A 24,877-nucleotide genomic window follows, 5' to 3' on the forward strand; every position below is an offset into this window, starting at 1 on the left:
ATCACGATGTGTAGCCGCTTCCGACGGGTGTGGAGGATTCGATGCCGAGACGCTTCGCCGCCTCGGCGCCGATGGACTCGTACGGGTCCTTGCCCTTGTACGCGGTGAGTACCTCACGCAACGATCCCCGTTGGCGCACGTGCCCCTCGTCCAACCAGACGGCCGAGGTGCACAGCTCCAACAGTAGCTCGTCCTGGTGCGAGGCGAACACAAGCGCGCCGGAGCGTTTGACCAGATCCACCAGCCGGTTGCGGGCCTTGTTCATGAAGGCGCTGTCCACCGCGCCGATGCCTTCGTCGAGCAGCAGGATCTCCGGGTTGATCGAGGTGACCACGCCGAGGGCCAGCCGCACCCGCATCCCCGTGGAGTAGGCGCGCAGCGGCATCTGCAGGTAGTTGCCGAGCTCGGTGAACTCGGCGATGTCGTCGACGCGCTTCTGCATCTGCTTGCGCGTCATGCCGAGGTAGAGGCCGCGGATCATGATGTTCTCGTAGCCCGAGATCTCGTTGTCCATACCGATGCCCAGGTCGAAGACCGGCGCCACACGGCCGACGATGCGAGAGGAGCCGCGGGTGGGCTCGTAGATCCCGGACAGCAGGCGAAGCAGCGTGGACTTGCCCGACCCGTTGTGGCCGACCAGCCCGACCCGGTCGCCCTCGTGGATCGACATCGTGATGTCCTGCAGCGCCTCGATGATCGGCACCTTGCTGTCGGTGCCGATCTTGCCGCCGACCTTGCCGAGCACCTTCTTCTTCAGCGAGCGGGTCTTGGCGTCGAAGATCGGGAAGTCGACGTAGGCGTTGCGCACGTCAATGCTGACCATAGTTCACACCCAGTAGGAGACTCGGGAACGGTAGTTGCGCATGACCACGACGGTCAGCAGCCAGCCGACGACCGTGAAGCCGCCGACGACGAACCAGTGGTGCAGGGACTGCACATTGCCGATCATCGGGGCTCGGATGATCTCGAGGAAGTGATACACGGGGTTGAACTCGTAGAGGTACTGCCGCCAACCACCACCCGTTTCGGGGAACTTCGCGGCCAGGATATCGATAGACCACACGATCGGGGTCATGAAGAAGAGCAGGCTGCTCACGGCCGCGATCACCTGGGGGACGTCACGGAACCGGGTGCTGGTGATCCCGAGGAGAAGGACGACCCAGAGCCCGTTGAGCGCGAGGGCGCCGAACGCCGGGACGGCCATCAGCGCGGTGACGTTCAACCCTGGCTGCGGGATGCCGCCTTCCTCGATGATGGTGTAACCCGGCTGGGCGAGGGCGGGGAAGAAGATCGCCAGGATCACGACGTAGACGATCAGGTTGTGCACGAACATGATCATCAGCCGCCAGACCGTACGCAGTGCGTACACGGTGAGCGGGGCGGGCAGGTGCTTGATCATGTCCTCGTTCTCGATGAACGCGTTGGAGCCCTCCTGCAGGCACCCGATGAGGAAATGCCAGGTGATCAGCCCGACGGTGATGTAGGGAAGGAAGGTGGCGATATCGGCCTGGAACAGCTGGGAGTAGAGCAGGCCGAGCGCGAACGCGGTGACCGCCATGCTGATCGTGATCCACAGCGGCCCGAGAACCGACCTGCGGTAGCGCTGCTTGATGTCCTGCCACCCCAGGTGGCTCCACAACTCGCGGGCGGCGACACCCGCCCGGAGGTCGTCGAAGGCGCGCCGGAAGCTGCGGCTCGCGGGCAGACGGCCGGGAGGTACCGCGCCCGGCTCCTCCGGCTGGTCTGACGTGAGCGTGCTGATGGTGTGCACGAATGAGCAGGGTACCGGCCGCCGCCCGCGCCCCGTGAGGGAGCCGAAGGTGACAGCCGGCTCCTTCTATGGAACCGGGGTCACCTTCGGCTCGTCCCGCTCAGGTCAAGCGGACGACGACTTGGCGGTCGTGGTACGTGTAGGCCTCGTAGCTGAAGCCGATGCCGGTCCGGTCGACGAATTCCCGCCACGCCCGGTACTCGTGCCGCTGCCAGCCGGGGTAGTTGAAGAACTCGTCGAACACGATGACGCTCCCCGGCCCGAGCCGCGGTTCGAGCTGCTCGAGTACCGTCGCGGCGGCGCTGAAGAGGTCGCTGTCGATGTGCACGAAGTCGATGGAGCCGGGATGCTCGGTGAGAAACCCGGGCAGCGTGTCGTCGAACAGGCCCACCACGAGTTCGGCGCCGGGCACGTCGGGCGGTTCGTCCATGGCGAACGTCCCTTCGGCGATGCCGGGCAGCCAGGCTTCGGGCAAGCCTTCGAAGGAATCGAACCCGTACACCCTGCCGTCGCCCCGCGCCTCGGCGATCTGACGCAGCGTGGTGCCGGTGGCGACCCCGAACTCCAGCGCCAGCCCGCCACGCGGCGCCAGCGAGAGGCCGTGGCGGAGGGTTTCGGCCGGGTGCGCGAACGCCGGGCACCCGACGAGGTGTTCCTCGGCGAACCGGCTGCTCTCCAGTGCGGCCGCGCGGTCACCCGCGTAGAACGTGTCTCGCCGTGAGCGCACCTCGAAGTCGCCGATGTGGTCGATCGCCCGGTTCACCGCACGTTCGATATCGGCACCGAGTTCGGCCCGCATCTTGTCGAGGTGCTGTTCGGTCTCCTCCCGCAGGTGCGTCACCTCGTCCCGCAGCCGTTCGGTTTCGGCGCGCTGCGGTTCGGCAAGCCGGTCGGCGAGGCGGTGCGCCGTCACCGCGATCTTGGCGCGCGCCGCTCGGCGCAGTCGCTGCAGCATCGAAGCCTCCTACCGCTCGTGGTCACGGTTCGCCCGCGGACGGGGACACGGTCGAACAGGGCGATGCCTGACAGCGTACCGAGCGGTGACACGCCTATCATGGGCCGATGCCCAGCAGTCCAGCCGACGTGCCAGTCGAGCACGAATCCCGCTCCCCGGTGTACTACCTGGTCGCGCCCGTGGGAACACCCAACTACGGTGATGAGCTCATCGCGGCGGGCTGGCTGCGTTACCTGGCCGAGCACGCTCCCGGGGCGACGGTGTGGCTGGACACCCATTCCCCCGGCCCCGCGCAGGTGCTGCTCGCGGGAATGCATCCCGGCCTGCGGGTCACGGACACGCTGTGGCGGTTGTGTGGTGCGGCGCCGTCCGAGGAGCCGTGGCAGGTCAGCTCCTGGGTGCAGGCCACCGTGCAGAGTCCGGGAATGGCCCCGCACCTGCATCACGGGATCGGGCTGCTGCACAGTGCGGACGTGCTGCACGTGCTCGGGGGTGGGTACGTCAACGCGTTGTGGCCACGGCATATCGGCCTGCTCGCCGGGGTGCTCGCGGCAGCATGCGTCAGCGGGGCTCGCACCGCTATGACCGGGCACGGGCTGCTGCCGCCCGCCGCCGGAGTTGCGGCGTTGCTGCACGCCCTGGTGGCGCGTTTCGACGTGGTGGATGCGCGGGACCGGCCGTCCGCGGAGCTGCTGGGGGTCGAGCGCGGTGTGGACGACGCTTTCCTGGCGCTCGGCGCGGACGGCTACTCTGATGTGGACGCGTGCTGGCCGGGGCAGGAGCCGCCCGATGTACTGCTGTGCGTGCAGTCCGACATGGTGCGCGGGACCGTGACCGAACTGGCTGCGACGGTGCTCGCCACGCTGCGCGAGTGGCGCGTGCCGCCACACCGGGTGTGTTTCGTGGAAGGCATTCCCCGGGTCGATCGGGAGGTGTTCGAGCTGCTCGAGCACGAGCTTCCCGGGGTGCGGTTCTACCCGTTCTCCGACGTCTGGGACCGGGGCCTGCCCGCGCGGGCAGGCCAGGTGTGGATCTCCACGCGCTTCCACGTGCACCTGGTCGCGGCCGCTGCGGGAGCGTCGGGCGTGGCCCTGCCGGTCAGCGAGGAGTACTACGCCGTGAAGCACCGCTCGCTCGCCGAGCTCGGCTCCGGGTGGGACGTCGCCGGGGGCCTGGGCGGCCCACTACCGTGGCCGTCCGGGGGAGGGTTCGACCCGGCTGAGCTGGCTCGGCTGACGCGGGAGAAGCGCGACCTCGCCAAAGGGGTCTATGCCCCGGCGGCGGAGCCGGACGGCGACGGGTAGCACGGGCGTGGGTGATCCGCGCGGCACGCTGTGCGGGTACGGCCGCGTGAGGAATGATGGCGGGGAGGCTCCGACCGAGGAAGGGAGCACGGATGACCGCAACACGTGACGCGACGGCACAACCGTCCTCGTTCGCCAAGTCCCTGTTCGCCGGTGCGCTACCGGACGACATGGTGTTCCCGTACCCGCAGCTGGAGAAGGACGAGTCCCGTACGGTTCGGCAGTTGATCTCGTCGGCGCGGGACTTCCTGGACGACAACTACGACTCGCGGACCGTCGAGGAGCAGCGCTGGGTCGGGGACGAGATCATCAGCGGCCTCGGTGAGCGGGGGTTGCTCGGCTTGTACGTCGCGCCCGAGTACGGCGGCCAGGGGCTGTCCCAGACGGGGTACTGCCGGGTGATGGAGGAGTTCGGCGGGTACGACGCCAGCCTGTCCGTGGTGATGGGGGTGCACCAGTCGATCGGGATGAAGCCGATACACATGTTCGGCACCGAGGACCAGAAGGCGCGGTTCCTGCCCGACCTGGCCGCAGGCCGCAAGCTGGCGGGGTTCGGGTTGACCGAGCCGAGTGCTGGCTCGGACGCGTACAACGTGGCGAGCTACGCCGAGCAGCAGGCCGACGGGTCGTTCGTGCTCAACGGGGAGAAGCGCTGGATCGGCAACGGCGCCAAGGACGTGGTCGTGGTCTTCGCGCGCTGCGAGACGGGCCATGTCGCGCTGACCGTCGAGCGCGGCATGGACGGCTTCGAGGCGCCGCACCGCTTCGACACCCTCGGGCTGCTCGGCAACGATCTCCGCAAGTTGACGTTCAACGATGTGCGCGTGCCCAAGGAGAACGTGCTCGGTGAGCCGGGAGACGGTTTCCGGATCGCGATGTCGACGCTGAACAACGGCCGGATGTCGCTCGGCACCGGCGTGGTCGGCGCGACGAAGAAGCTGATCGAGCAAGCGATCGAGTACACCACCAACCGCGAGCAGTTCGGCATGTCGCTGTCCGAGTTCGAGCTGGTCCAGGACAAGGTCGGCTGGATGGTGTCCTATCTGTATGGACTGGAGTCGATGGCGTACATGACGACCGGGCTCGTCGACTCCGGGGTCGGGGATTACTCGGTCGAATCAGCTATGTCCAAAGTGTCCTCGACCGAGTTCATCTGGTACGCCGTCAACAGGGTTTTCCAGCTCATGGGCGGTACCGCGTACATGGCGGACTCGCCGATCGCCAGGACGTTGCGCGACACCCGGATCTTCCCGATCTTCGAGGGCGCCAACGACGTGCTGCGCGCGTTCATCGCGCTGTCCGGGATGAAGGTGATCGCCGACGAGTTCGAGGATCTTCGGAAGATCGAGCTCAGCGACCCGATCAGGACGATGGGAACCATCGCCGACTTCGTGCGGGGTCGCGTGTCACGCACCCTGAACCCCGCGCAGCTGGAGACCGCGCATCCGGCGCTCGGTGAGCACGCCGACGCGGTAGCCGACCAGACCAAGCGGTTGCGCGGCACCGTCGAGAAGTTGTTGCGTGCGCACGGCAAGGACGTCAAGTTCAGGCAGCGGCACCAGAAGCGGCTGGCCGATGCCAGTACCGACATCTTCGCGCAGGTCGCCACGATCTCGCGTACCACCTCGCTGTTCGCCGACCAGGGAGTGGAGGCGTCCGGTCAGGAGCACTATATCGCCGACTCGTTCTGCAACCGTGCCGCCGCACGCGTGCGTAGCCAGCTGAACCGTGTCGAGGACAACGACGACCAGCAGATCCACTCGATCGCCAGGGTCGCCTACAACCACGGCGGCTACGGCCCCAAGCTGCACTGACCCGCCCAGCCCGCCGGGCAGGTGGGAGCCGAAGGTGACAGCGGGCTCCTTCTATGGAACCGAGGTCACCTTCGGCTCCCACGCGATGCCGGTCGCGTTGCGCGGGGACGCGCCATCAGAGGTACTGGCCGGTTCCGGTGACGCCGTGTTGGGTCGGGTCGATGCCCTCGCCGGTAGCACCGGCACTGCTGCCGGCGGGCAGCCCCTTGCGCATCTGCTCCAGCTGCACCCGTGCTGCCATCTGCTGGGCGAACAGTGCGGTCTGGATCCCGTGGAACAACCCCTCTAGCCACCCGACGAGCTGGGCCTGGGCGACCCGCAGCTCGGCATCGGAAGGTGTCGTGTCCTCCGTGAACGGGGCGACCAGACGCTCGAGCTCCTCGCGCAGCTCGGGCGCGAGCGCTTGCTCGAGTTCCTTGATGGATGTCTCGTGGATCTCGCGGAGGCGGTTCCGGCTGGCGTCGTCGAGCGGAGCGGCGCGCACCTCTTCGAGGAGCTGCTTGATCATGGTCCCGATCCGCATGACCTTGGCTGGTTCTTCGACGAGGTCCCCGACCCCTTGGCTCTGGTCCCCCTCGGCTTCGGACGGGACGCGCGCCTCGCCGACCGGCGAGCCGTCCGCACCGACCACGACGACGCGCTGCGACTGCTCGCCGTTACCGGAACCCTGTTCGGGCTGCTGGGAGGATTGCGGCTCAGTCATCTGTTTCCATCCTGTTCCCTGTCGCGACGCGAATGCTCCGTATCGAGAGTAGCCGGACCCGTGCGCGGTTATGCACCCCGTCGCTGTCGTCGGCCACCGGAGGCGGTACACGGCAGGCGCACGGTCGCCGCCGGGCAGGTGCGCGCCGCTGGGCCGCACGGGAATCGAGGTGACGAGCAGTCTCGCGCTAGTCGTGGGAGTGCGCGGCGAGCAGGATCTTGCCGAACACCCCGCCCGCGTCGAGCGCGTTGTGCGCGTCCGCGGCATCGGGCAGCGGGAAGACCTCGTGGACGACCGGTGCCACGGACCCTCGCTCCACCAGCGGCCACAGGCGCTGGCGCACCTCCGAGACGATCTCGCCTTTCTCGGCGACCGGCCGGGCGCGCAGTGTGGTGGCCAGGATGGTGGCGCGCTTGCCGAGCATCCTGCCGATGTCCACCTCGCCCTTGCGTCCGCCCTGCATACCGATGATGGCGAGCCTGCCGCCGGTGCGCAGCGCGGAAATGTTCTTGTCGACGTAGGCAGCGCCCATGAGGTCGAGGATCACGTCGGCCCCGCCGGTCGCGTCCTTGATCTCGGAGACGAAGTCCTGCTCGCGGTAGTTGATGAGGATGTCCGCGCCGAGTTGCCTGCACCGTTCGAGGCGCGTGGCGTCGCCCGCGGTGACCGCGACGGTCGCGCCGAGCGCCTTGGCCACCTGGATGGCATGCGTACCCACGCCGCCCGCGCCGCCGTGTACGAGGATCACTTCGCCTTCGGCGAGCTTGGCGCCCATCACCACGTTGGACCACACGGTGCACGCCACCTCGGGCAGCGCTGCGGCGGCGAGGAGCTCCACCTCGCCGGGGACGGGCAGCAGCTGCACGGCCGGTACGGCGACCTTCTCGGCGTAGCCGCCACCGGAGAGCAGGGCGCAGACCTCGTCACCGACTCGCCACCCGGTGACGTCCTCGGTCACCTCGGCGATGGTGCCCGAGCACTCCAGGCCCGGGTACTCGCTGGCGCCGGCTGGTGGCGGGTAGTAGCCACGCCGCTGCAGGACGTCGGCGCGGTTCACCGCGCTGGCCGCGACGTCGACGAGAACCTCGCCGGGACCGAGCTCCGGCTCTGGTACCTCGGACCAGGTCAGTACCTCGGGGCCGCCTGCCTCGCTGATGGTGATAGCACGCATGAAGATCCACCCTACTTGTCTCGCGCACCAGTGACACTACGCCGCGCATCCCGGGAACGGACCCGGTCGGGGAATACCTACGAGCGGACCCTTGACCGCGCCGGCTCGGGACGTAAGGCTGTGCGGTTACCGGACGCGCCGGCCGGGACACGCTCGGTGAGCCCGGCCGGGACGCAGCAACGAACCAGGGGAGTTCTTCGATGTCACGTTTACGGAAGGCGATCGCGGTCCCGGCCGCGGTCCTGGCCGGCGCGGCCCTGGCGGTTACCACCGGCCCGGCCGCCCTGGCCGGGTCGGGCAGTGATGCGGCGGACCTGCCGGACGAGCTGGCAGCCTCGATCAAGCTCGGCGAGGTCAACCGGCACCTGACCGCGTTCCAGCGGATAGCTGCCACCTCGGACGGCAACCGGGCCTCTGGAACGGAAGGCTATGACCGGTCGGCCGAGTACGTGGCAGGCAAGCTGGCCGACGCCGGGTTCATCGTGTCGCGCCAGGAGTTCCCGTTCGTCTATTTCGAGACGCTCGCCGAGGAGCTGGCCAGCGGGGGCGAGGAGTACGAGATCGACATCATGCGGTACAGCCCGTCCACACCGGAGGGTGGGCTGAGCGCTCGGACCGTGGCGGCGCCGGAAAGTGACGAGCCGGGGTGCGATGCCGATGCCTACGACGGTGTCGATGCCGACGGGAAGATCGCCCTCATCCAGCGGGGTGCGTGCACGTTCGCGGCGAAGCAGGAGGCCGCCGCCGAGGCCGGGGCTGCCGCCGCGGTGGTCTACAACAACGAGGAAGGCCCGTTGCACGGCACCCTCGGCGCCCCGTCCGGCAACGGGATCCCCATCGGTGGGGTCAGTGACGCCGCGGGCGCCGAGCTGGTCGCGGCAGCCGGTGAGGAGGCAACGCTGGATCTGCGCGCGATCACCGAGGAGCGCACCACCTACAACGTGGTCGCCGAGACCAGGACGGGTGCGACGGACAATGTGGTGATGGCCGGTGCGCACCTGGACAGCGTCGTGGAGGGCGCCGGCGTCAACGACAACGGCACCGGTTCGGCTGCGCTGCTGCAGACGGCGTTGGAGATGGGTAGCCAGCCCGACGTGAACAACGCGGTTCGGTTCGCGTGGTGGGGTGCCGAGGAGGTCGGCCTGGTCGGCTCGACCCACTACGTGCAGAGCCTGAGCTTCGAGGAGCAGCTCGACATCGCGATGTACCTGAACTTCGACATGGTGGGGTCGCCGAACGGCGGGTACTTCGTGTACGACGGCGACGGTGACGAGTTCGAGCAGCCCGGGCCACCCGGATCGGACGCCATCGAGCGAAGCTTCGTCGAGCGGTTGTCCGAGCAGGGCGTGGCGAGTGAGCCGTCGGAGCTGAACATGCGCTCGGACTACGCCGAGTTCATGGCCCAGGGCATCCCGGTCGGCGGGTTGTTCACCGGAGCCGAGGACACCAAGACCGAGGAGCAGGCGGACAAGTGGGGCGGTCAGGCCGGGGAGGTCTTCGACCCCTGCTACCACACCGAGTGCGACCACATGGGGAACGTGAACCGGGGCATACTCATGGACAACGTGTCAGCGATCGCGTTCGTGGCCGGTTCGTACGCCCTGAGCACCGAGGACGTGAACGGTCTTGCCGCGGGGGAGTCCGCCTCGCACGCGGAACGTGCTCAGCAGCGTGCCGTCCAGCTCCGCTCCACCACGCTGGACCGGTCCGGTTCCGCGCACGCCGAACCGGCCCCCAGCTAACCACTGGGTTGAGCTGAATGACGCTTTCAGTCCGTCACGTGGACTGAAAGCGTCATTCAGCGTGGCCCAAGGCGCCGGTACGTTCCGTGGGTGCACCAGCTAGGCTGGGGCACAGCGTGCGCGCTACGGGGAGGCGTGGCAGAGCGGCCGATTGCACTCGCCTTGAAAGCGAGCGACCCGAGAGGGTCCGGGGGTTCGAATCCCCCCGCCTCCGCTTCTGTGACCTGCGGCGACGTAGTGAACGAGCTAGGCCGCCACGCGAGACGTGGCGGCCTAGTCTCATGTTCAGTTTCAGTTGCACCACAAAGGCGGTGCTCAGTCGGCTGAACCGTGGTCCGCGTCGCCATCCTCACCCGGCCAGAACAAGCCACCCATCTTGTCGGCGATCGATGTGCTCAACTCGCTGGTGATGTGCTGGTACCGCGTGGTCATGCCGATGTGCGACCAGCCCATGACGTCCATGACGGCGCGGGAAGGTACGCCCAAGACGAGCAGCATTGTGGCGGCTGTATGTCGGGCATCGTGCAGCCGAGCGTCCCGTACGCCGGCGTCGTTCAGCAGATCCTTCCACTCCTTGTGATCACTGCGAGGGTGCACGGGACGCCCCAACCGGTTCGTAAACACCCAGTCTTCGTCGTGCCAGAGGTCGCCGGCCTGCGCGCGTTCGAGCTGCTGGTTGTGCTCGTGCTCACGCAACGTTGCAACGACCTGCGCCGGCACTCCGACTGTGCGCCTTCCGGCTCGCGATTTCACCTCTTGGGCGATAACGCCCCCACCGTGACGTTGCGGGCAGTGACCGGCATGTCGACGACCACACGGATCATTCTCAGAGCACCCGTGCTGCCATTTCACGGGTTGCAGTGATCGGCGAACGGTGATGGTGCGCCCTTCATAATCAATGTCTCGCCACTGCAGGCCGAGGGCTTCACCTTTCCTGAGGCCAAGTGTCAGCGCGAGAATGAATCGCGCACCGTTGCGCCGCGAATGGCAGGCCTTCAGGATCTGCTGTGCTTCCTCCTTGGTGAAGGGCGTGATCTCCTCGTCGGGAACCCGCGGAGGTCGAGCGACCTGCGCGGGGTTGCCAGTGAGGTGACCGCGGCGAACGGCTTCCCCGAGCGCGGTTCGCACCGTGCGGTGGGCCTGGTGAATCGTCGCGGGGCGCAACGTCTTGCCGTGCTTCCCTGTAGTGGTGGCGAGCTTGCGGTACAGGCTCTCCAGGTGTTCCGGCTGCAGCCTGTCGAGTCGGTGCGCACCGATACCCGGAATGAGATAGCCGTACACGGCCGCGCGGTATCCAACGAGGGTGTTCCGCCGGACAGTGGGCGCTGCGATGTTCTCCACCCAGTGCGTAAGCCAGTCCTTGACTTTCCAGGGGCGGCCGGGCTTGCGAACCGTTCCCTTGTCACGCATGTCGAGGAGCTTGCGGTATGCCTCGTGGGCGTCAGCTTCGTTCTTGCGCATGACGTGCCGACGGTCAGGCGTGCCGTCGTCGCGGATACCGACGGTGACGCGTGCGTGGTAGTAGCCGTCCTTCTCGCTGTAGTAGAAGCTCCCCACGCCGCTGGGGTTGCGGGTGTTGTCAGTGCGCTTCCGGCGTGCCATCGCTGATTGTGTTCCTTTCCCGGCCGGTCAGGCGGCGTGATGTTGGTTGGTGAGTTGCTCGACGTACTTGGTGACTGCGTCGGCCGGGACGCGACGCAGGCGGCCGATGCGCACCGTGTGGATGTGACCCGCCCGGATCAGGTCGTACATGGTGGTCCGGCCGATGCTGAGTCGTTGCGCTGCGGCTTCGACCGTGAGCAGCTCGCGGGGTTCCTCTGGTCTGTCCATCGGTGCTCCTCTTGGCTAGAAGGGTGGTTCGTCGTTTTGGGTGGTTTGGGGTGTGCTGGTGGTGTCGTTGCTGCGGGTGGTTTTGGTGATGGTGGCGGTGGCGTAGCGCAGGCTGGGGCCGATGTCGTCGACGGCGAGTTCGGTGACGGTGCGTTTGTCGCCGTCCTTGGTTTCGTAGCTGCGTTGCCGCAGCCGGCCTTGCGCGATCACGCGGGAGCCTTTGCCGAGGGAGTCGACGAGGTTTTCGGCGGGTTGGCGCCAGAGGGTGCAGCGCAGGAACAGGGCCTGGCCGTCGTGCCATTCGCCGGTGTCGCGGTCGAAGGTGCGTGGGGTGGAGGCGATGGTGAAGTTGGCGACGGCGGCGCCGGATTGGGTGAATCGCATTTCGGGGTCGGCGGTGAGGTTGCCGACGACGGTGATGATGGTTTCGGCGGCCATGGTGGGACTCCTTGTCAGTGGCGTGGTGAGTAGTTACAGGGGTGGTCCGCTCGTGCGGGTGGGTTGGCTACGTTGGTGGGTGGGACGGGCCAGCTAGGTCCTGGCCCGTCCCCTGCCGGGTTAGCGTGGCTCGTAGCACTGACAGCACACTTCGCCGTGTGTGGCGGGGCGCTGTTCGCAGGACACGCACATCGCGGTTCACCTCCTTTCGTCGTCGTGGTCGGTGAGGACCCGTACCTATGGCTGTGTTCCGTCCCGTGCGGATGGGAGTGGAGGAGGTCGGCGGCCCCGTCGTCGCCGGGGCAGGCCCTGCGCCTGCCCCCGCCTGCCGTGAGCGGCCGAGCGCGGAGGCTCGCGGTCACGGTCTGAGTGCTTGAGCTCCCGTCGAAGCCGGCGACAAGCCGGCGCCTCGACGGGAGGTCGAGCTGTCCTTGACCGGGAGCAAGCCGGCCGCACGGTCGGGGCCGCCGGGCTCCGGAGCGGCCGCGCCCAGCTCCGGGCCCGGGACAGCCGGGCCGCCGTAGGCGGCTCGACCAGGGGCTTGGCCGGCGCGGCCCTGAGCGCGAACCGGCACCGCACGCGAGGTGCGCCGGTGTTCGGAGTACCTGGGGTTGTCGGTGGCGGCTGTCACCCTGATGCGCATGGAGGTCACCGAGCAGGACATCGCGCGTATCCCCCGCGGGAATGTGCGCGTGCCGGTGGCCGAGTTCGTCGAGGTGTGGCGCGCTGGTGAGCGACGTAATGAGGAGCAGACTGCTCGGGGTGTGCGGGATTGGTACGCCGCTGGTGTGATCATGACGTGCCGCTGGATGGCGACGGCCACCGTGCGGCCGAATGACGGCCGCCGCTGGTATCCGGCGCGGGCGCCGGTTACCTCGCGCACGCGCGGGGCGTATGAGGAGCTGATCGAGGCCGAGTTCCTGGCGGCCGAGAAGCTCGCTATGAAGCAACCCCGTCCGGCGTGGTTGGCCAAGCGGGTGGGCTGGATCGAGGCGGTGTGCGCCACGCTGCGGTGGGCGTGGCGCCGTTCCGGGCCAGCGCCGCTCGAGCTGGACGCGGCCCCTGAGCGTTGAGGTTTGCTCGGTCGTCATGCTCACCACCCGCCGACCGGGTCGAGCTGCATGGTGTCGTGTTCGACGGCGGCGGCCTGCTCGGCGGCCTGGTCTTGTGCGTGCCACTGCGCCAGCTGGGCCGCGCGAGCCTCGTCGGCCTCGCGTTGCCGCTCGGCGGCTTCCCGCTGGGCGATCTCAGCCAGCGCGCGCTGTGCGCGTTGCACTGAGTCGGCGGTGTCGTCCGCGCTGGGTACCCGCACGGTGTCGTCCTCGGCCGGTGCCGGTTCCTCGACGGCAACCTCGCGCAGGTCGGGCCGGGCCGACTCAGGCTGCTGTTCGGCGACGTCGTCAGTAGCGGCCTCGGCTTCCTGCGCCGTGCCGGCGTCGAGGTCACCGGGCGAGTCCACCGTGTCGCGGCCCCCTGTCCGGTCGGCGTCGGCGTCCTCGACGCTGACCGCTTCCCGATCCCGGGGGGACTCGGGCTCGGCCTCGGCTGCCCGATCGGCCGCTGCAGTCTGCTCCGGTTCGGGCCCAGGTGCGATGGCGGCGTGGTGGTCGGCCTCGCGCTCGCGCTGCACTTCGGCGAGTTCATGCTCGCCGGTGACGTGCCTGTGTGGGTCCTCGATCGCGTTCGCGGCCTCGTGCGCGGCCAGCCATTCCTCGGCGGTGACGTGGTCGTCGGTGGCGGGATCGGCGTCGGCGCCGCGTGCGGAGAGTTCGGCGGTGGCGCGGTCGCTGGCGGCGCGGGTGGCGGCGGTGTGGGCCAGCCAGCGCCCGCGGGCCTGCTCGGCCTCGCGCAGGTGCGCTGTGCGCGCGTCGAGGGCCTCGGCCAGGGCGGCGGCCTCGTCGGCCTGCTGCCGCAGCTGCGCCTGCCGCTCCGGGTCGCTGGTGGCCTCCGCCTCGGTACTGCGCAGGCTGGCAGTGTGGCGGTGCTGGTCGGCGGCCTGGATGGTGCCGGCGAGTTCGTTGCCGACATACCGCGGCGCCCACGCGGCCTCGCGCTGCGCGGCACGCACCCGCATCCGCAGCTGGCCGTCGCTCATTTCCAGCTCATCGCGCTGCGACTCGGGCCGGCCGAGGGCGCGCCAGGCGCAGCGCCAGGAGGCGTAGGCCTCCACCTGCCCCGCCCTCGGCGGCGTCCCGATCGGCTCGGCGGGATCGTCGTGGCCGGTCAGTTCGCGGTGCGCGGCCACCGCGCCCGCGCGAGTTACCCAGTCGCCGGCCTCGCTCGGGTCATCGGGCACTGGCCCGAGCGCTTCGATTGCCCATTGCGGCGGGTTCTCTGCGACCTGCTCGCCGAGTGTCCGCTGCCGCTGGTCGGCCGCTGCAGCCAGCGAATCCAGGTAGGCGCGCCAGTCGGGTTCGTCGACGGTGGGTACGCGGTCGGCGTAGCTGTCGTCGCGGGGGTCGAGCGTGTTGCGGCTGGCGATGCGGTGATACAGCACGTTGCTCAACTGCCGCGCGCCGGACAGCGAGCGGTCTCCGACGGCGTCGGCGAGCACCGCACGCGGGTCGTGGCCGGCGAGTTCGGCCCGGCGCAGGATGCGCGAGAGGGTGGCGCTGCCGTCCTCGGCGGCCAGCCGTGCCCGCTCGTCGGAAGTGAGGGCGCCGGTGTCGGCGAGTTCGTCGAGCCAGCGTGCGGTGCGACCGGCGGTGGCGAGTTCACTGGCGTCGGCGAGCAGCTCGGCTGGCGTGCGCACCGATTCCATGTCCTGGGCGGACTCGGTGGCCGTGGCCAGTGCCGAATGGTCGGTCTCGGCGCCGTCGAGGGTGGCGGCGAGCACGGCGGTTGGGGACTTGTGCACGGCTTCGGTGTTGACAGCGCCCGGCGCCGCGTCCTCGGGCACGGCGCGGGTGGTGACGTGCGCGGTGTTGGCCTCGCGACCGCGGGAGAGGCCGACGTAGAGGGCGTCGGCGCCGGTGGTGGGGGTGATGACGGTGTGGCTGGCGTCGACGGTGAGGCCTTGGGCGGCGTGCACGGTGGAGGCGTAGCCGAGCGCGACGTGCGCGGCGACGTAGTCGGCCGGCAGCGTCATGCGCTCGCCGAGCTGCTCCCCGTCGGTCGTGCGGCCGTGGATGGGGGCGACGACGAGGTGGCCGTCGTCGCCGGCGGCCAGGACGCGGTAGTGCTCGCGGTTGATGGGGCCGCGCCGGTTGCCGGCGTAGCCGGCCAGTTCCCACCCGTTGCGGCGCGCCTGGATGACGTCACCGACCCCGGCGTAGGTGCCTTGCGCGGTCAGTGGCACGCCGTGCTCGTTCACCTGGCCGAGCCGCACCAACTCGGCGCGTAGCTCGGCGGACAGCCGTGCGGCTTGCTCGTTGGTGTCGACGAGTAGCACCGACCGGCGGCCGGCGAGGGTGTCGCCGAGCCACGCCCGCGTCGCGGAGGCTTCGGCCTGCTCGACCGCGCCGGCATCGATCAGCCGCCCGTGCTGGTGGTAGTCGTGCAGGACCGACTCGTCGCCGGCGCGTAGCCGTAGGGAGGCGTCGCGTTCCCAGGTGTGGTGGAACCGGCGGGCTTCGGCGAGTTCGTAGCTGGCGCCGGCCTCGGCGAGCATCTCCATTCCACCGCCGGCGCCGACGGCGGCCAACTGCTTATGGTCGCCCACGAGTAGCAGCTTCGCTCCGGCGGCCTCGGCGTGGCTGTGGATGGCGGCCAGATCGGCGGTGTCGCTCATGGCCGATTCGTCGACCACGACGAGGTCTCCGGCGGCCAGGCGCCAGACCTCGTCATCTGCGGCGGCTCGGCCGTCGGCGAGCCGGTCCTGGGTGGCCAGCCAGCGGGCGACGTTGCGGGCGTCGAGACCTTCGCCGGCCAGGACTTCGGTAGCGATCTGGCTGGTCGCCAACCCGACCACGCGGCGGGACTGGCCGTCCCACAGGTCCGGGTCTTGCCATGCCTTCGCCAACGTGCCGACTACAAAGGACTTGCCGGTGCCGGCGGGGCCGACGAGGGATTCAATCCGGGCACCGGAGGTCAGGGCGCCGCGCACGGCGGCGGCCTGATCGGCACCCAGTTCGATGCCGGCCTCGCCCAGCTCAGCGACGAACTGCTGCGCCTGCGCGCTGGGCAGGGCGGCGGCGTCGGCGTGGGCGGTGGCTGCGGTGAGCACCCGTTCGGTGTGCACGTGCTCCGGTGTGGCATACAGTCGCCCGGCCGGGGCGTCGTAGGCGGAACGCCCGTTCGCGACGCGCAGCTCGTCCGGCAGGGCGGCATCGCCGGGGCGTTCGGTATCCAGAGGAACCGCCAGCGCCAGAGCCTGTTCGGTCAGTGTGTTCAACACGGTGGTGACCTGGTCGCCGTTGTTGGTGGCGAGGTGATCGGGCAGGGCGTCGCTGATCGCCCGGGTGAGGTCGGGCTCGGTCCAGGCGGCCTTGCGGGACTGCACGTCCGCTAGGGCGGTTTCGATGACCGCGCGCGGCGAGAATGCCTGCGGGTGTGGCTGCTCGCCGGCGAGCTTGAGCACGTCACCGGCGACTTTCTCGAGGCCGCCGGCGACCTCGGAGCGTAGTTCGCGGTCCCACCGCTCCAGCCGCGCTTCCACACTTTCCCCGTCGTGGGACTTGCTCTGCCGGGTCGCGAACGTGGCCTGGCGCTGCAGCCGGTCCAGCTCCAGGCTGTTCGGGCTGCGGTCGAACTTCGTTTCGAACGCCTCGACCAGTTCGCGGGTGCGGCTGGTGATGGCGCGCCGACGGGAGGAGAACAGGTCCATGACCTCGCTCGGCACCCCGAGCACCTCACGCGCCTTGCCGTCCGGGCGGGTCGCGAACTGCACGCCCAACGCGCGGGAGAGGTGCTCCTCCATGGTGCGCTCCCCCACGGCGGCGGCCGCGCCCCGGAACTTGTGGATCGCGCGGGAGTCGAGGGTGCGCCATGTGCCGTCGGCGCCCTGCACGCGGTTGAGGATCGCGTTATGAATGTGCAGCTGCGGGTCGTGATCCCGGTTGTCGTGCTGAAAAAACGACGCGACCGTCCAGTCGTGCGCGTCGACGTAGCGGCCGGCGGCCCCGCCGTGGTGGCCGACCCGGGAGTAGCCGGCATGCTCGGCCAGATACTCCAGGGTGGCGTTGTTGCCGGCCCAGATCGCATCTTCCACCGCCTGCCGGTGCTGCGCCCACGCCTCGGCGGCATGTTCATCGCCGGCTGTACGGGCCTGTACTTCTTGGGCCTCGAACGCTGTATGCAACACGGTGACGGACTTTTGGACGCTGAACGTCGCGTCCAAAAAGGCCACGTTCCGCCGTGCCCGCTTGCCCGCGTCCAGTCGGAGTTCAGCGCGGCGTTCAGCACTGGCGTCCGGTTCCGCTTCCAGCGCGGCGGCGTACAACTCGTCCTCGGACAGATACTTCCGTCCGGTGTGGCCGAGCGTGGACGCCTCCGACCACTGTTCAGGGTCGGTGAACGCCTCGTCGCGCGGGTCGAGGAAGTGCTCGTACAGCGCGGTCATGTCCTGGTGATCCACCAGCCCGCTCAACCCGAGCGCCTCGGCGCCGCGGCCGTACCACCGGCCCGGTGGCTCGCCGGCCGTCACGGCGCCGGTGTAGTAGTTCTCCCGACCCTGCGCGACCGCATCCAGCAGATAGTCCGCACCGTGTCCCGAGGAGATGGTCAGCATCCCGACCACCCCGCCACGATCATCATCGGGACGCCGGGCAAGATCAACTCTGGGTGCGGGTCACCGCCGGCGGCAGCCGGCGCACCCGCCCGTCGGATCATGATGCCTAGGTGTGTCTTCTTCTGTGGCTCTTTGTCTTCTGGGCGGTGCTCACTCTCTGTATGGCTCTGGTAGTCAAGGGTGGCTACGTCGAGGAGTAGTGATCGTGGGTGTCGTGGGGTGGTGCTACTGCTGCATGTGGTGATGACGGGATTCATTGCGGGACCTGCCCTTCGGGGAACTTCTCAGCGAGATGCGGTTCTGCCGGCTGGCGTCGTAAGGCCTTCAGGGCGTGGCCGGCGCTGCCTCGGGACACGTCGGCCAGCTGCATCAACTGCGCGGTCGTGGGCAGTACGCCGTGCTCGCGGACATAGGCCTTGGCGGCCTGCTCCGCGCGGTCCCGCGCCGGAGCTGCGCCGGTGCTGGCGGCCACGGCGTCGTCGTTCGCGGGCACGGCCTGTACGGAGTCGGACGTGTGAACCTCGGACGGCTGTACGGGCTCGCGGTGTACGGCGAACGATTGAACGGTCGCCGCCTGTACGGTGTTGGACCGTTCAGCCTCCGGGGACGGTGTACGGTGCCCGTTCGATTGAACGGCTGGTACTTGAACGGTCGCTGGATCGTGCGGCGTCGGCTCGTGTTCCGCGTGGTGTTCGGTGGCCGCCGGTGCCTCGCCGGGCGTCGGCTCGGCCGGCTTGGCCAGCTCGGCCCGGGAGGTGCTGGCTGGCTCGTCGCGGCCGGCGATGAGATACAGCAGGTGGGCCACGACGGCGACGGCGATGGCTGGCCAGGCGCCGACGCCGAACCGCAGCTCGGTCGGCACCTGGTGCATGCCGCCGGCGAGATAGATCGCCTGGGCCAGCCCGGACAGGCCGGCGGCCAGCACGACGACGGTCCAGGCGTAGCGGCATCCGCTCGGGGACAAGCGGGCGGTGGCGACGTAGGCGACCACGGCCAGCCCGTCGGTCATCACCGGGTACAGCCCGGCGATGAACTGCGGCGTGCCCGCCGCCAGGGCCACGGCATAGAGGCCGTGGGCGGTGGCCACGACGGCGCCGAGGGCGACCACGAGGCCGGGCAGCCACAGGGCCGTGGACACGCGTGCTCGTGGGGTGGTCATGAGGCGTCCTTCCGCAGATCGCGCAGCCGGTCGGCCGGCGCGGTGGTGGGCAGGCTGGCTAGGGTGTGCCGCTGGTGTTTGGCCCGGTACATGGCCTGGTCGGCCTGGTGCAGCAGCTCGGCCAGGCTCACCGTGTCGGCGTAGCTGCTGGTGGTGTGGCCGACGCTGGCGGTGACCACGAGCTGGTGCCCGTCGACGCACACGGGCCGCGTCAGCGCCCGGGCCACCTCGCGTGCGCGGCGGGCGCTGGCCTCGGGGTCGGTGCGGCCGAGCCAGACGGCGAACTCGTCGCCGTGCAGCCGCACCGGCACCTCACCGCGGCCGGTGGCCGCGCGCAGGCGGCGCGCGATCACGGTCAGCAGGGCGTCGCCGGCGCGGTGCCCGTAGGTGTCGTTGACCTGCTTGAACCGGTCCACGTCCAACAACAGCACCCCGACCGGCCCGGACCGGGGGCGCGCCCGCCGCGCCAGCGTGCGCAGCCGGTCCCGGCCGGGCAGGCCGGTCAACGGGTCGTAGCGGGCCTGCCGGTGCCAATACCGGGCCGCGCCCGCTGCGGCCAACAGCCCGAGGGTGGGCACAAGCGCGGCAAGCCAGATGGCCAGAGCGGGGATCATCGCCGACCACCTCCCCCACGCCGCAGCGACCGGGTAGCCGCGAACTGCTCCTCGGTCGGCTCCGGCGCCGGCTCGTCCCGGTGGCCGGCCCACCAGGCGGCAATGCGCTCGGCCGCATCACTGAGCGGCACGGGCGTGCGCTCGGCCGGTGGGGAGTGGTTTTCCAGCGAGCAGGCCCCGGCCACGGTTTTGATGCGGCGAATGACGCCGGGCCGGTAGCGGTCGTGCCAGTCGGCGGCCAGGGCGATGCTGGCGCGCTCACCCTGATAGGCGGCCAGCCAGGTGTGCATCAACCACAGCAGCTCCTCGACCACGTCGGGGTGCCACATCCAGCACTCCGGTAGGGCGGCCGCCGCGTCGGAGTAGCGCAGCAACACCGCGTGCAGCCACGCCACCAGCTCGCCCAGCACCCTGCCCGCTTCGCTGCGGTCGGCGGGCAGCATCAGCCAGGAGGGCACCGGTTCCGGCTCGGCGGCACCGCCGGTGGTGTTGACGTGTGCGGCGAGCTGGTCGACCAGCGTGGCCAGCTCGTCCACCCGCCTCCGTATGTGGTCGAGTGTTTCGATGCGCCGCCGGAGGCCGTCGACCTCGCTGGCCAGTCCCGCGATGGCCTCGACGGTCGCGTAGGCCGGTTCGGACTCACTCATGGCAACCCCCATCGCCGTCGGTGCTGTCGTGCTGGGTGGTGGTGAACAGGTCGAGTTGTTCGGCCGGTTGCCACGTGCCGTCGCGGTAGACGGCGTCGGCGGCGATGCCGTGCTCGGCCCGCAACTCGGGCTCGATGCGGCGCAACCACGCGCGGCGCTGCCGGGGTGAGGCGTGCCGCCAGTGGTTGCCCGTCTGGGCCTCGTAGCGCCGGCGCGCCACCCGTTCCAGCGATTCCGGCGTCGGTGCTGTCGCCATCACTGACCACCCCCGTCCGCATCGGCCGAGGCGTGGGTGTTCGCGCGGTCGATGTCGAGGTGGACGCCGAGCCGGCGGCGGGCGTGGGCGAACTTGTCTTGGGCGGCCCAGGCCTCGGCGCGGTCGGCGAACCGCAGCCACGCCCGCTGCCACCGATCCAGCCGGGCGGCCCACCGTGTCGCGCGGGCTACGGCTTTGACGTCGTGGCGTTTCCACGCCATCTGGACTTTGCCGACCGCGGCGGGCATGTTCCGCCGGATGATCAACACCCGCCCGGGCGGGAGTTGGGCGATCTGCGCGGAGGTCAGGACCGGCACGCGGCGGGTGCTGCGCGAGCTCTCGTGCCCGTCGCCGCCCCAGGTGGGTACGTCCTCGTAGCGCTCCCCCGTCAAGCTGGAGTAGGCGGCCAAATCGTCAGGGTCGCGCATCGCCCCGAAGATCAGCAGGGAGGCGGCATTGTTCAGGATCGTGCCCGCACCCTCGTGGCCCCAGCGTTGTTTGAGCTGGGCCCGCGACTGGGCGGCGATGTGGATCGTGACGCCGCGCCCGCCCATGTCGGCGGTCCAGTTATCCAGCGGGACGGGGCAGATCAGGGCGGCCTCGTCCAGCGCCAGCGTCAACGGCGGATCCAGCCGGCCCCCGGGCTGGTGCGCCGCCAGCCGGCGCGCCTCCCGGGCGATATGCCCCGTCAGCGCGGTCACCAGCGGCGCCACCTGGGCGTCCTCGGCGCCGAGCATGTAGATCGTGCCCCGCTCCGCCAACAGCGCCGCCACATCGAACGAACCGTGCTCGGCGGCCGCGGCGGCGGTGGCATCGGTCAACCAGCCCAGGGCAGGCATGATCGTCGCGCAAATACTCGAGCGGGTGCGCTCGTTCGTGCCCAAAAACTGGACCGCGTCCTGCTCGTAGGCCGGCTCGCTCGAGCGGCGCAGAAACCGCTGCACCTGCGAGCTGGCGCTATCCGGGTCCGACACCCACGCGAGCACATCCCGCATCGACCCGTCACCCAGGGCGGCGGCGTGCAGCAGGGCGGCCAGTACCCGGCGGGCCTGGCCAGCCCAGAACTCCCCCTCACCCTCCTTCCCGGGCGCCGACACGGCCGAAAGCAGATCGGCCGCACGCGCGGCCGCGGTAGCCGGCTGCTCGCACCCGGACAGGGGGTTGAACGTCACCGACGAGGAAAGGTCACCCAGCCCGCTGGGGTTGAACACCCGCACCGGGCCCGCCTGCGAGCGGCACGGGCCGGTCAGCTCCACCAGATCCGTGCGGGTGCTGGTGGCAATGACCGCACCGGGCGCGTCCAAGATCCGGCCGGCCAGCTCCCCCGTCTTACCCGTGCGCGGGCCCCCGATCCGCAGGGTCACGTCCTCGATCGGCGACCAGATACGCAGCCAGCCGACCCGCGCCAACGGCGTCGCCACCTCCCGCGCCGGAACCGTCCACCGGCGCCACCACGGCAGCTCCCGCAGGCTCGGCCGCAACACCGACGCCTTGAGGCGCATCGGCCACGACGAGGCCACCCGCAGAATCGTCCACCGTGAGGCCACACCCTCATTCCGGCGCGTGCGCCGCGACCAGCGATGCACCGTGCCCGCCGTACCCGTATGCGGCCGCACCGCCACAAACAGCACACCCAGCACCAGCGCCGCACCCGAAAGCGCCACCCACGGCCAGAACTCCCGACCCGGCGTCGCTGCCGGCATGCGCTGCATCAACACACCCGCACCCAGCACCACAACACCGGCAAACGCGGCCTTCACCAAAACCAGCGGGCGCGCACCACGCGTACTCCTGCTCATGCCGCACCCCCGGCATGGCCGGCGTTCGCCTGCGGCCCGTGGTATTCCGCGGCTCGCGTCGGCGCCGCGTGTTCGCATGCGGTCAGGTAGTCGTGGACTGCGTCGCCGGGTATGCGGACGGCACCCTTGCCGGTCCCGATTCGCACGGCTCGCAACGCACCGGTCTCTACGGCGCGGTAGATCGTTGCGACCGAGACATCCAGGGCAGCCGCGACCGCCTTCACCCTGTACAGCCGGGTATTCTCGAGCTGCATCGTTCCTCCCGAGGTTTCGATGTGCGCCCCGGTTGGTGTGGCCGCACCGGCCGGGGCTTCTCTGTGCTGCTGCGTTGCTGGTGATGAACCAGCGAAGTGAGCTAACAGAACTAGCTTAGCTATCTTAGATGGTTGTGACAAACGAGTTGAGCCGTCGAAGCTGTCTGGGATGGCTGTGCTCGTATGCTGTGGGGCATGACCACGCTCGATGCCGAGGACGCGCGGCCGGCGTACCGGCGCGTTGCCGATCAACTGACAGCGGCGATTGAAAGCGGGAAGCTCGCGCCTGGTGATCAGTTGCCGACCCACAAGGCGCTCGCCGACGAGTACGGAGTCGCCGTGGAGACGGCCAAGCGCGCCCTCACCGAGCTGCGGAACGCGGGGCTGGTCGTCACGAGGCAGGGCAAGGGCTCGTACGTCCGGCGTAAGCCCGATGACGAGGAGAGAAGCGAGCCGGTGGTCAGCGAAATCAGCGCGAGGGTTGACGAGTTGGCCCGCGAACTGGAACGGGTCAAGGAACGCGTGGCGGCCTTGGAAGCTGACTCGGCGGGGGAGTAGGCGCGCCTGGTCGTTGTCCGCTGTGTCACTAGCAGGGCTCAGCCGGCAACGGCCCTGATGAACTCGCTGAGCATGTCCACTGCGGTCACGAACCACGTGGCGGCACCACGCATCCATTCGGCCGCATCCGCCGGGTGCCTGACGACTGCCACCATGATCAGTGCCAGCACGGTCAGCCAGATCACCTTCGGTAGCAGTCTGGGCCGCGGTGGAGCCGGAATCGCATTCTTCGCCATGGTGGCCTCCCTGTCGGAGCTCGCTGCGTGAGCCGGTGTTGCCGTTGTTGCTCATGTCTTCAGCGTGCGGCGAGAATCCGGCTGTGAGTACTGTCCAACTAGGGCCGAACCGCTGAACTTCTGCCGAACCGGGAGCGCTGAACTTTCACTGAACTTCGGGCGGGTGCGGCTACACGAGAAGGCGCTGAAGTGCGAGGCTGGCGGGTATGGAACTGAATGGCGCCACTCCGACGCTCGACCAGATGTCGGCGCTCGCGTTGACCAACTACGGGCACTTCACGTCGATGCTCGTCGAGAACGGTCGAGTACGGGGTTTGTCCCTGCACATGCAGCGGCTCGCGAAGGACTGCCGGTTCCTCTTTGATGCCGACCTCGACACCGACCGTGTGCGTGACTACGTGCGTCAGGCGTTAGCGGAACGGCGAGAGGCGATCGTGGTCCGCGTGACCGTCTACGATCCCGCGCTGAACCTCGGCACCATCGGTAGCGACGCGGACCCGCACATCCTGGTCACCACGCGGGAAGCCGGGGCGGCCTCGCCGTCACCGCTGCGGCTGCAGGCCGCGTCTTATCAGCGCGAGATCCCGGCGGTGAAGCACATCGGTCTGTTCGGTGCCCTCCAGCGTCGCCGGGCTGCACAGCGGGAGGGCTACGACGACGTGTTGTTCCTGAATCCCGACGGCACGATCTCCGAGCTGGCGACGTCGAACATCGGGTTCATCCGTGACGGCCAGGTCGTGTGGCCCCGATCGGAGTGGCTGAGCGGGGTGACCATGACCCTGATCAACCAGGCACTGGACGAGCCCATCACGGCCAAGCCCTTGACCCTGTCGGACCTGCCAGGCATGGAAGCCGCCTTCGCCACGAACGCGGCAACCGGGATACGCCCGATCGCGTCGGTGGACGGCACCGAATGGCCAACCGAGCACACGATGCTGCGGGAGCTGCGGGAGCTGTACGCGGACATCCCAGCCGAACCGGTGTAGGAACGCTCTGCGGGCGGCTACCCTGCGAGAAGGTGATCGACTAGGGGGTGGGTACGTGGCGACTGTCCAACACTGGTCCGGCGTCGAGGTGCGCGCGCTGCGGGATGCCAAGCGCATGAGCATCCGGGAGTTCGCCGCGCACCTCGGGGTCAGTGAACGCATGATCTCCAAGTGGGAAGCCGGTGGCGAGTCCATCACGCCGCGACCGGTGAACCAAGCGGCGCTGGATACCTGCCTGACGCGCAGCGACCCGGACACACAAGCCCGGTTCTCGTACCTGACCGGCGACTCGCTGGTCCCCGGCAACGGTGACGCGCAGGTCGACCTCGTCGGCGCCACGGAAACGCGCCACCCGGTCGATGGGCGCCTCATGGTCAAGGTCGAGGGCAGTGTCTACCTGTCAGGGCCCAGCAACGAGCCGGTGTGGGTGCCGGACTTCTACATCGACGTCCACCCGGTCACGAACGCCGAGTACTCCCGTTTCGTCGCGGCTACTGGTCACACGCCACCGCAGCACTGGGTCGACGGCACCTATCCGGAACGGCTCGCTGATCATCCGGTCGTCTTCGTGACCTGGAACGACGCGACCGCCTACGCCAATTGGGCTGGCAAGGGGCTGCCCACCAGCCAGCAATGGGAGAAGGCCGCGCGGGGCACGCGCGGGACGGTGTACCCCTGGGGCGATCAGCCCACGCCGGCCAAGTGCAATGTCCGCGAGAACGGGGTAGGGGAGACGACCGCGGTTGACTGTTACCAGAGTGGCGTCAGTCCTTACGGCGTGTACGACCTGTGCGGCAACGTATGGGAATGGTGCTCCACCGAGACCAAGCCGGGCCGACACGAACTGAAGGGCGCGGCCTGGACGAGCCCCTTCAACCCCGAGTTTTGCCAGATTAGTGCGTAGGCTGGCTGGCCGTGTTGATGGCGTCGAGCGCGTGTTGGAGGTCGTCGGGTAGCGGGTCGGCGGCTGTG

23 protein-coding genes and 1 tRNA gene are annotated in these 24,877 nt (G+C 69.3%); 8 read left to right on the plus strand and 16 right to left on the minus strand.

Annotation, left to right across the window (positions count from 1 at the left end; translation table 11 throughout):
- Window position 1 precedes the first annotated feature (1 nt).
- The 3 genes from wzt to CHB84_RS01475 all read right to left on the minus strand — a co-directional run bounded on the left by wzt (window position 2) and on the right by CHB84_RS01475 (window position 2,726).
- Window positions 2-823 carry a galactan export ABC transporter ATP-binding subunit Wzt/RfbE gene (gene wzt, locus CHB84_RS01465; RefSeq protein ID WP_089299615.1) on the minus strand — a complete coding sequence of 274 codons (822 nt, stop codon included), beginning with the start codon at window positions 821-823 and terminating at the stop codon, window positions 2-4.
- Window positions 824-826: 3 nt separating this feature from the next.
- Window positions 827-1,771, minus strand: a complete 945-nt coding sequence (wzm, locus tag CHB84_RS01470) for a galactan export ABC transporter permease subunit Wzm/RfbD (protein ID WP_425432258.1) — start codon at window positions 1,769-1,771, stop codon at window positions 827-829.
- A 100-nt stretch (window positions 1,772-1,871) separates the two neighbouring features.
- On the minus strand, window positions 1,872-2,726 hold the full coding sequence (locus CHB84_RS01475; protein ID WP_089299616.1) for a class I SAM-dependent methyltransferase: 855 nt from the start codon (window positions 2,724-2,726) through the stop codon (window positions 1,872-1,874).
- A 107-nt stretch (window positions 2,727-2,833) separates the two neighbouring features.
- Here CHB84_RS01475 and CHB84_RS01480 point away from each other — a divergent pair, with 107 nt between their 5' ends.
- Both CHB84_RS01480 and CHB84_RS01485 read left to right on the plus strand, forming a co-directional pair.
- Window positions 2,834-4,030 (plus strand): polysaccharide pyruvyl transferase family protein, encoded by a 1,197-nt coding sequence (locus CHB84_RS01480; protein WP_089299617.1) that lies wholly within the window; start codon window positions 2,834-2,836, stop codon window positions 4,028-4,030.
- Window positions 4,031-4,122: 92 nt separating this feature from the next.
- Entirely contained in the window at window positions 4,123-5,844 is a 1,722-nt protein-coding gene (locus CHB84_RS01485) for an acyl-CoA dehydrogenase family protein (RefSeq protein WP_176439736.1), read from the plus strand.
- A 115-nt stretch (window positions 5,845-5,959) separates the two neighbouring features.
- Here CHB84_RS01485 and CHB84_RS01490 read toward each other — a convergent pair whose 3' ends face one another.
- Together CHB84_RS01490 and CHB84_RS01495 are read right to left on the minus strand one after the other, a co-directional pair.
- Complete coding sequence (locus CHB84_RS01490; protein ID WP_089299619.1) at window positions 5,960-6,547, minus strand: bacterial proteasome activator family protein; 588 nt, start codon at window positions 6,545-6,547, stop codon at window positions 5,960-5,962.
- 187 nt (window positions 6,548-6,734) lie between these two features.
- A complete protein-coding gene (locus CHB84_RS01495) occupies window positions 6,735-7,718 on the minus strand; it encodes an NAD(P)H-quinone oxidoreductase (RefSeq protein ID WP_089299620.1) in 984 nt (327 codons plus the stop codon).
- Window positions 7,719-7,918: 200 nt separating this feature from the next.
- Here CHB84_RS01495 and CHB84_RS01500 point away from each other — a divergent pair, with 200 nt between their 5' ends.
- Window positions 7,919-9,460 (plus strand): M28 family peptidase, encoded by a 1,542-nt coding sequence (locus CHB84_RS01500; RefSeq protein WP_089299621.1) that lies wholly within the window; start codon window positions 7,919-7,921, stop codon window positions 9,458-9,460.
- Window positions 9,461-9,589: 129 nt separating this feature from the next.
- Window positions 9,590-9,674: transfer RNA gene (locus tag CHB84_RS01505), tRNA-Ser, on the plus strand.
- 101 nt (window positions 9,675-9,775) lie between these two features.
- Here the strand turns inward: CHB84_RS01505 and CHB84_RS01510 are convergent.
- From CHB84_RS01510 to CHB84_RS01520, 3 genes are read right to left on the minus strand one after another with little or no spacing between them, the layout of a single operon-like run.
- The gene (locus CHB84_RS01510; protein WP_089299622.1) at window positions 9,776-11,062 is read right to left on the minus strand and encodes a tyrosine-type recombinase/integrase; all 1,287 of its coding nucleotides are present in this window, start codon (window positions 11,060-11,062) and stop codon (window positions 9,776-9,778) included.
- Window positions 11,063-11,089: 27 nt separating this feature from the next.
- Window positions 11,090-11,290, minus strand: a complete 201-nt coding sequence (locus tag CHB84_RS01515) for an excisionase family DNA-binding protein (protein WP_089299623.1) — start codon at window positions 11,288-11,290, stop codon at window positions 11,090-11,092.
- A gap of 15 nt (window positions 11,291-11,305) precedes the next feature.
- On the minus strand, window positions 11,306-11,728 hold the full coding sequence (locus tag CHB84_RS01520; protein ID WP_089299624.1) for a single-stranded DNA-binding protein: 423 nt from the start codon (window positions 11,726-11,728) through the stop codon (window positions 11,306-11,308).
- Window positions 11,729-12,345: 617 nt separating this feature from the next.
- Between CHB84_RS01520 and CHB84_RS01525 the strand changes: the two genes are divergently transcribed.
- Window positions 12,346-12,801 carry a hypothetical protein gene (locus CHB84_RS01525; RefSeq protein WP_089299625.1) on the plus strand — a complete coding sequence of 152 codons (456 nt, stop codon included), beginning with the start codon at window positions 12,346-12,348 and terminating at the stop codon, window positions 12,799-12,801.
- 20 nt (window positions 12,802-12,821) lie between these two features.
- Here CHB84_RS01525 and mobF read toward each other — a convergent pair whose 3' ends face one another.
- The 7 genes from mobF to CHB84_RS01560 all read right to left on the minus strand — a co-directional run bounded on the left by mobF (window position 12,822) and on the right by CHB84_RS01560 (window position 22,125).
- Window positions 12,822-17,396: a MobF family relaxase gene (gene mobF, locus CHB84_RS01530; RefSeq protein WP_089299667.1), complete on the minus strand. Its 4,575-nt coding sequence runs from the start codon at window positions 17,394-17,396 to the stop codon at window positions 12,822-12,824.
- A 253-nt stretch (window positions 17,397-17,649) separates the two neighbouring features.
- Window positions 17,650-18,555 carry a prolipoprotein diacylglyceryl transferase gene (locus CHB84_RS01535; RefSeq protein WP_089299626.1) on the minus strand — a complete coding sequence of 302 codons (906 nt, stop codon included), beginning with the start codon at window positions 18,553-18,555 and terminating at the stop codon, window positions 17,650-17,652.
- Window positions 18,552-19,169 (minus strand): GGDEF domain-containing protein, encoded by a 618-nt coding sequence (locus tag CHB84_RS01540; protein WP_089299627.1) that lies wholly within the window; start codon window positions 19,167-19,169, stop codon window positions 18,552-18,554. Before CHB84_RS01540 ends, CHB84_RS01535 begins: the two co-directional genes overlap by 4 nt.
- A complete protein-coding gene (locus CHB84_RS01545; protein WP_245818484.1) occupies window positions 19,166-19,816 on the minus strand; it encodes a hypothetical protein in 651 nt (216 codons plus the stop codon). Before CHB84_RS01545 ends, CHB84_RS01540 begins: the two co-directional genes overlap by 4 nt.
- Window positions 19,809-20,072 (minus strand): hypothetical protein, encoded by a 264-nt coding sequence (locus CHB84_RS01550; protein ID WP_089299629.1) that lies wholly within the window; start codon window positions 20,070-20,072, stop codon window positions 19,809-19,811. Before CHB84_RS01550 ends, CHB84_RS01545 begins: the two co-directional genes overlap by 8 nt.
- Window positions 20,072-21,871, minus strand: coding sequence for a type IV secretory system conjugative DNA transfer family protein (locus CHB84_RS01555; protein ID WP_176439737.1), 1,800 nt, complete (start codon window positions 21,869-21,871; stop codon window positions 20,072-20,074). The genes CHB84_RS01550 and CHB84_RS01555 overlap by 1 nt, the downstream gene beginning before the upstream one ends.
- Window positions 21,868-22,125, minus strand: a complete 258-nt coding sequence (locus CHB84_RS01560) for a helix-turn-helix transcriptional regulator (RefSeq protein ID WP_176439738.1) — start codon at window positions 22,123-22,125, stop codon at window positions 21,868-21,870. Before CHB84_RS01560 ends, CHB84_RS01555 begins: the two co-directional genes overlap by 4 nt.
- Window positions 22,126-22,320: 195 nt before the next feature.
- On the opposite strand from CHB84_RS01560, the gene CHB84_RS01565 reads away from it, so the two are divergent.
- A complete protein-coding gene (locus CHB84_RS01565) occupies window positions 22,321-22,683 on the plus strand; it encodes a GntR family transcriptional regulator (RefSeq protein ID WP_089299669.1) in 363 nt (120 codons plus the stop codon).
- 38 nt (window positions 22,684-22,721) lie between these two features.
- Here CHB84_RS01565 and CHB84_RS01570 read toward each other — a convergent pair whose 3' ends face one another.
- A complete protein-coding gene (locus CHB84_RS01570) occupies window positions 22,722-22,919 on the minus strand; it encodes a hypothetical protein (protein ID WP_089299631.1) in 198 nt (65 codons plus the stop codon).
- Window positions 22,920-23,125: 206 nt separating this feature from the next.
- On the opposite strand from CHB84_RS01570, the gene CHB84_RS01575 reads away from it, so the two are divergent.
- The gene (locus CHB84_RS01575) at window positions 23,126-23,905 is read left to right on the plus strand and encodes an aminotransferase class IV family protein (protein WP_089299632.1); all 780 of its coding nucleotides are present in this window, start codon (window positions 23,126-23,128) and stop codon (window positions 23,903-23,905) included.
- Window positions 23,906-23,960: 55 nt separating this feature from the next.
- Window positions 23,961-24,809, plus strand: coding sequence for an SUMF1/EgtB/PvdO family nonheme iron enzyme (locus CHB84_RS01580; RefSeq protein WP_089299633.1), 849 nt, complete (start codon window positions 23,961-23,963; stop codon window positions 24,807-24,809).
- Window positions 24,810-24,877 lie beyond the last annotated feature (68 nt).

It is taken from the genome of Haloechinothrix alba, from assembly GCF_900188115.1.
GTDB lineage: Bacteria > Actinomycetota > Actinomycetes > Mycobacteriales > Pseudonocardiaceae > Haloechinothrix > Haloechinothrix alba.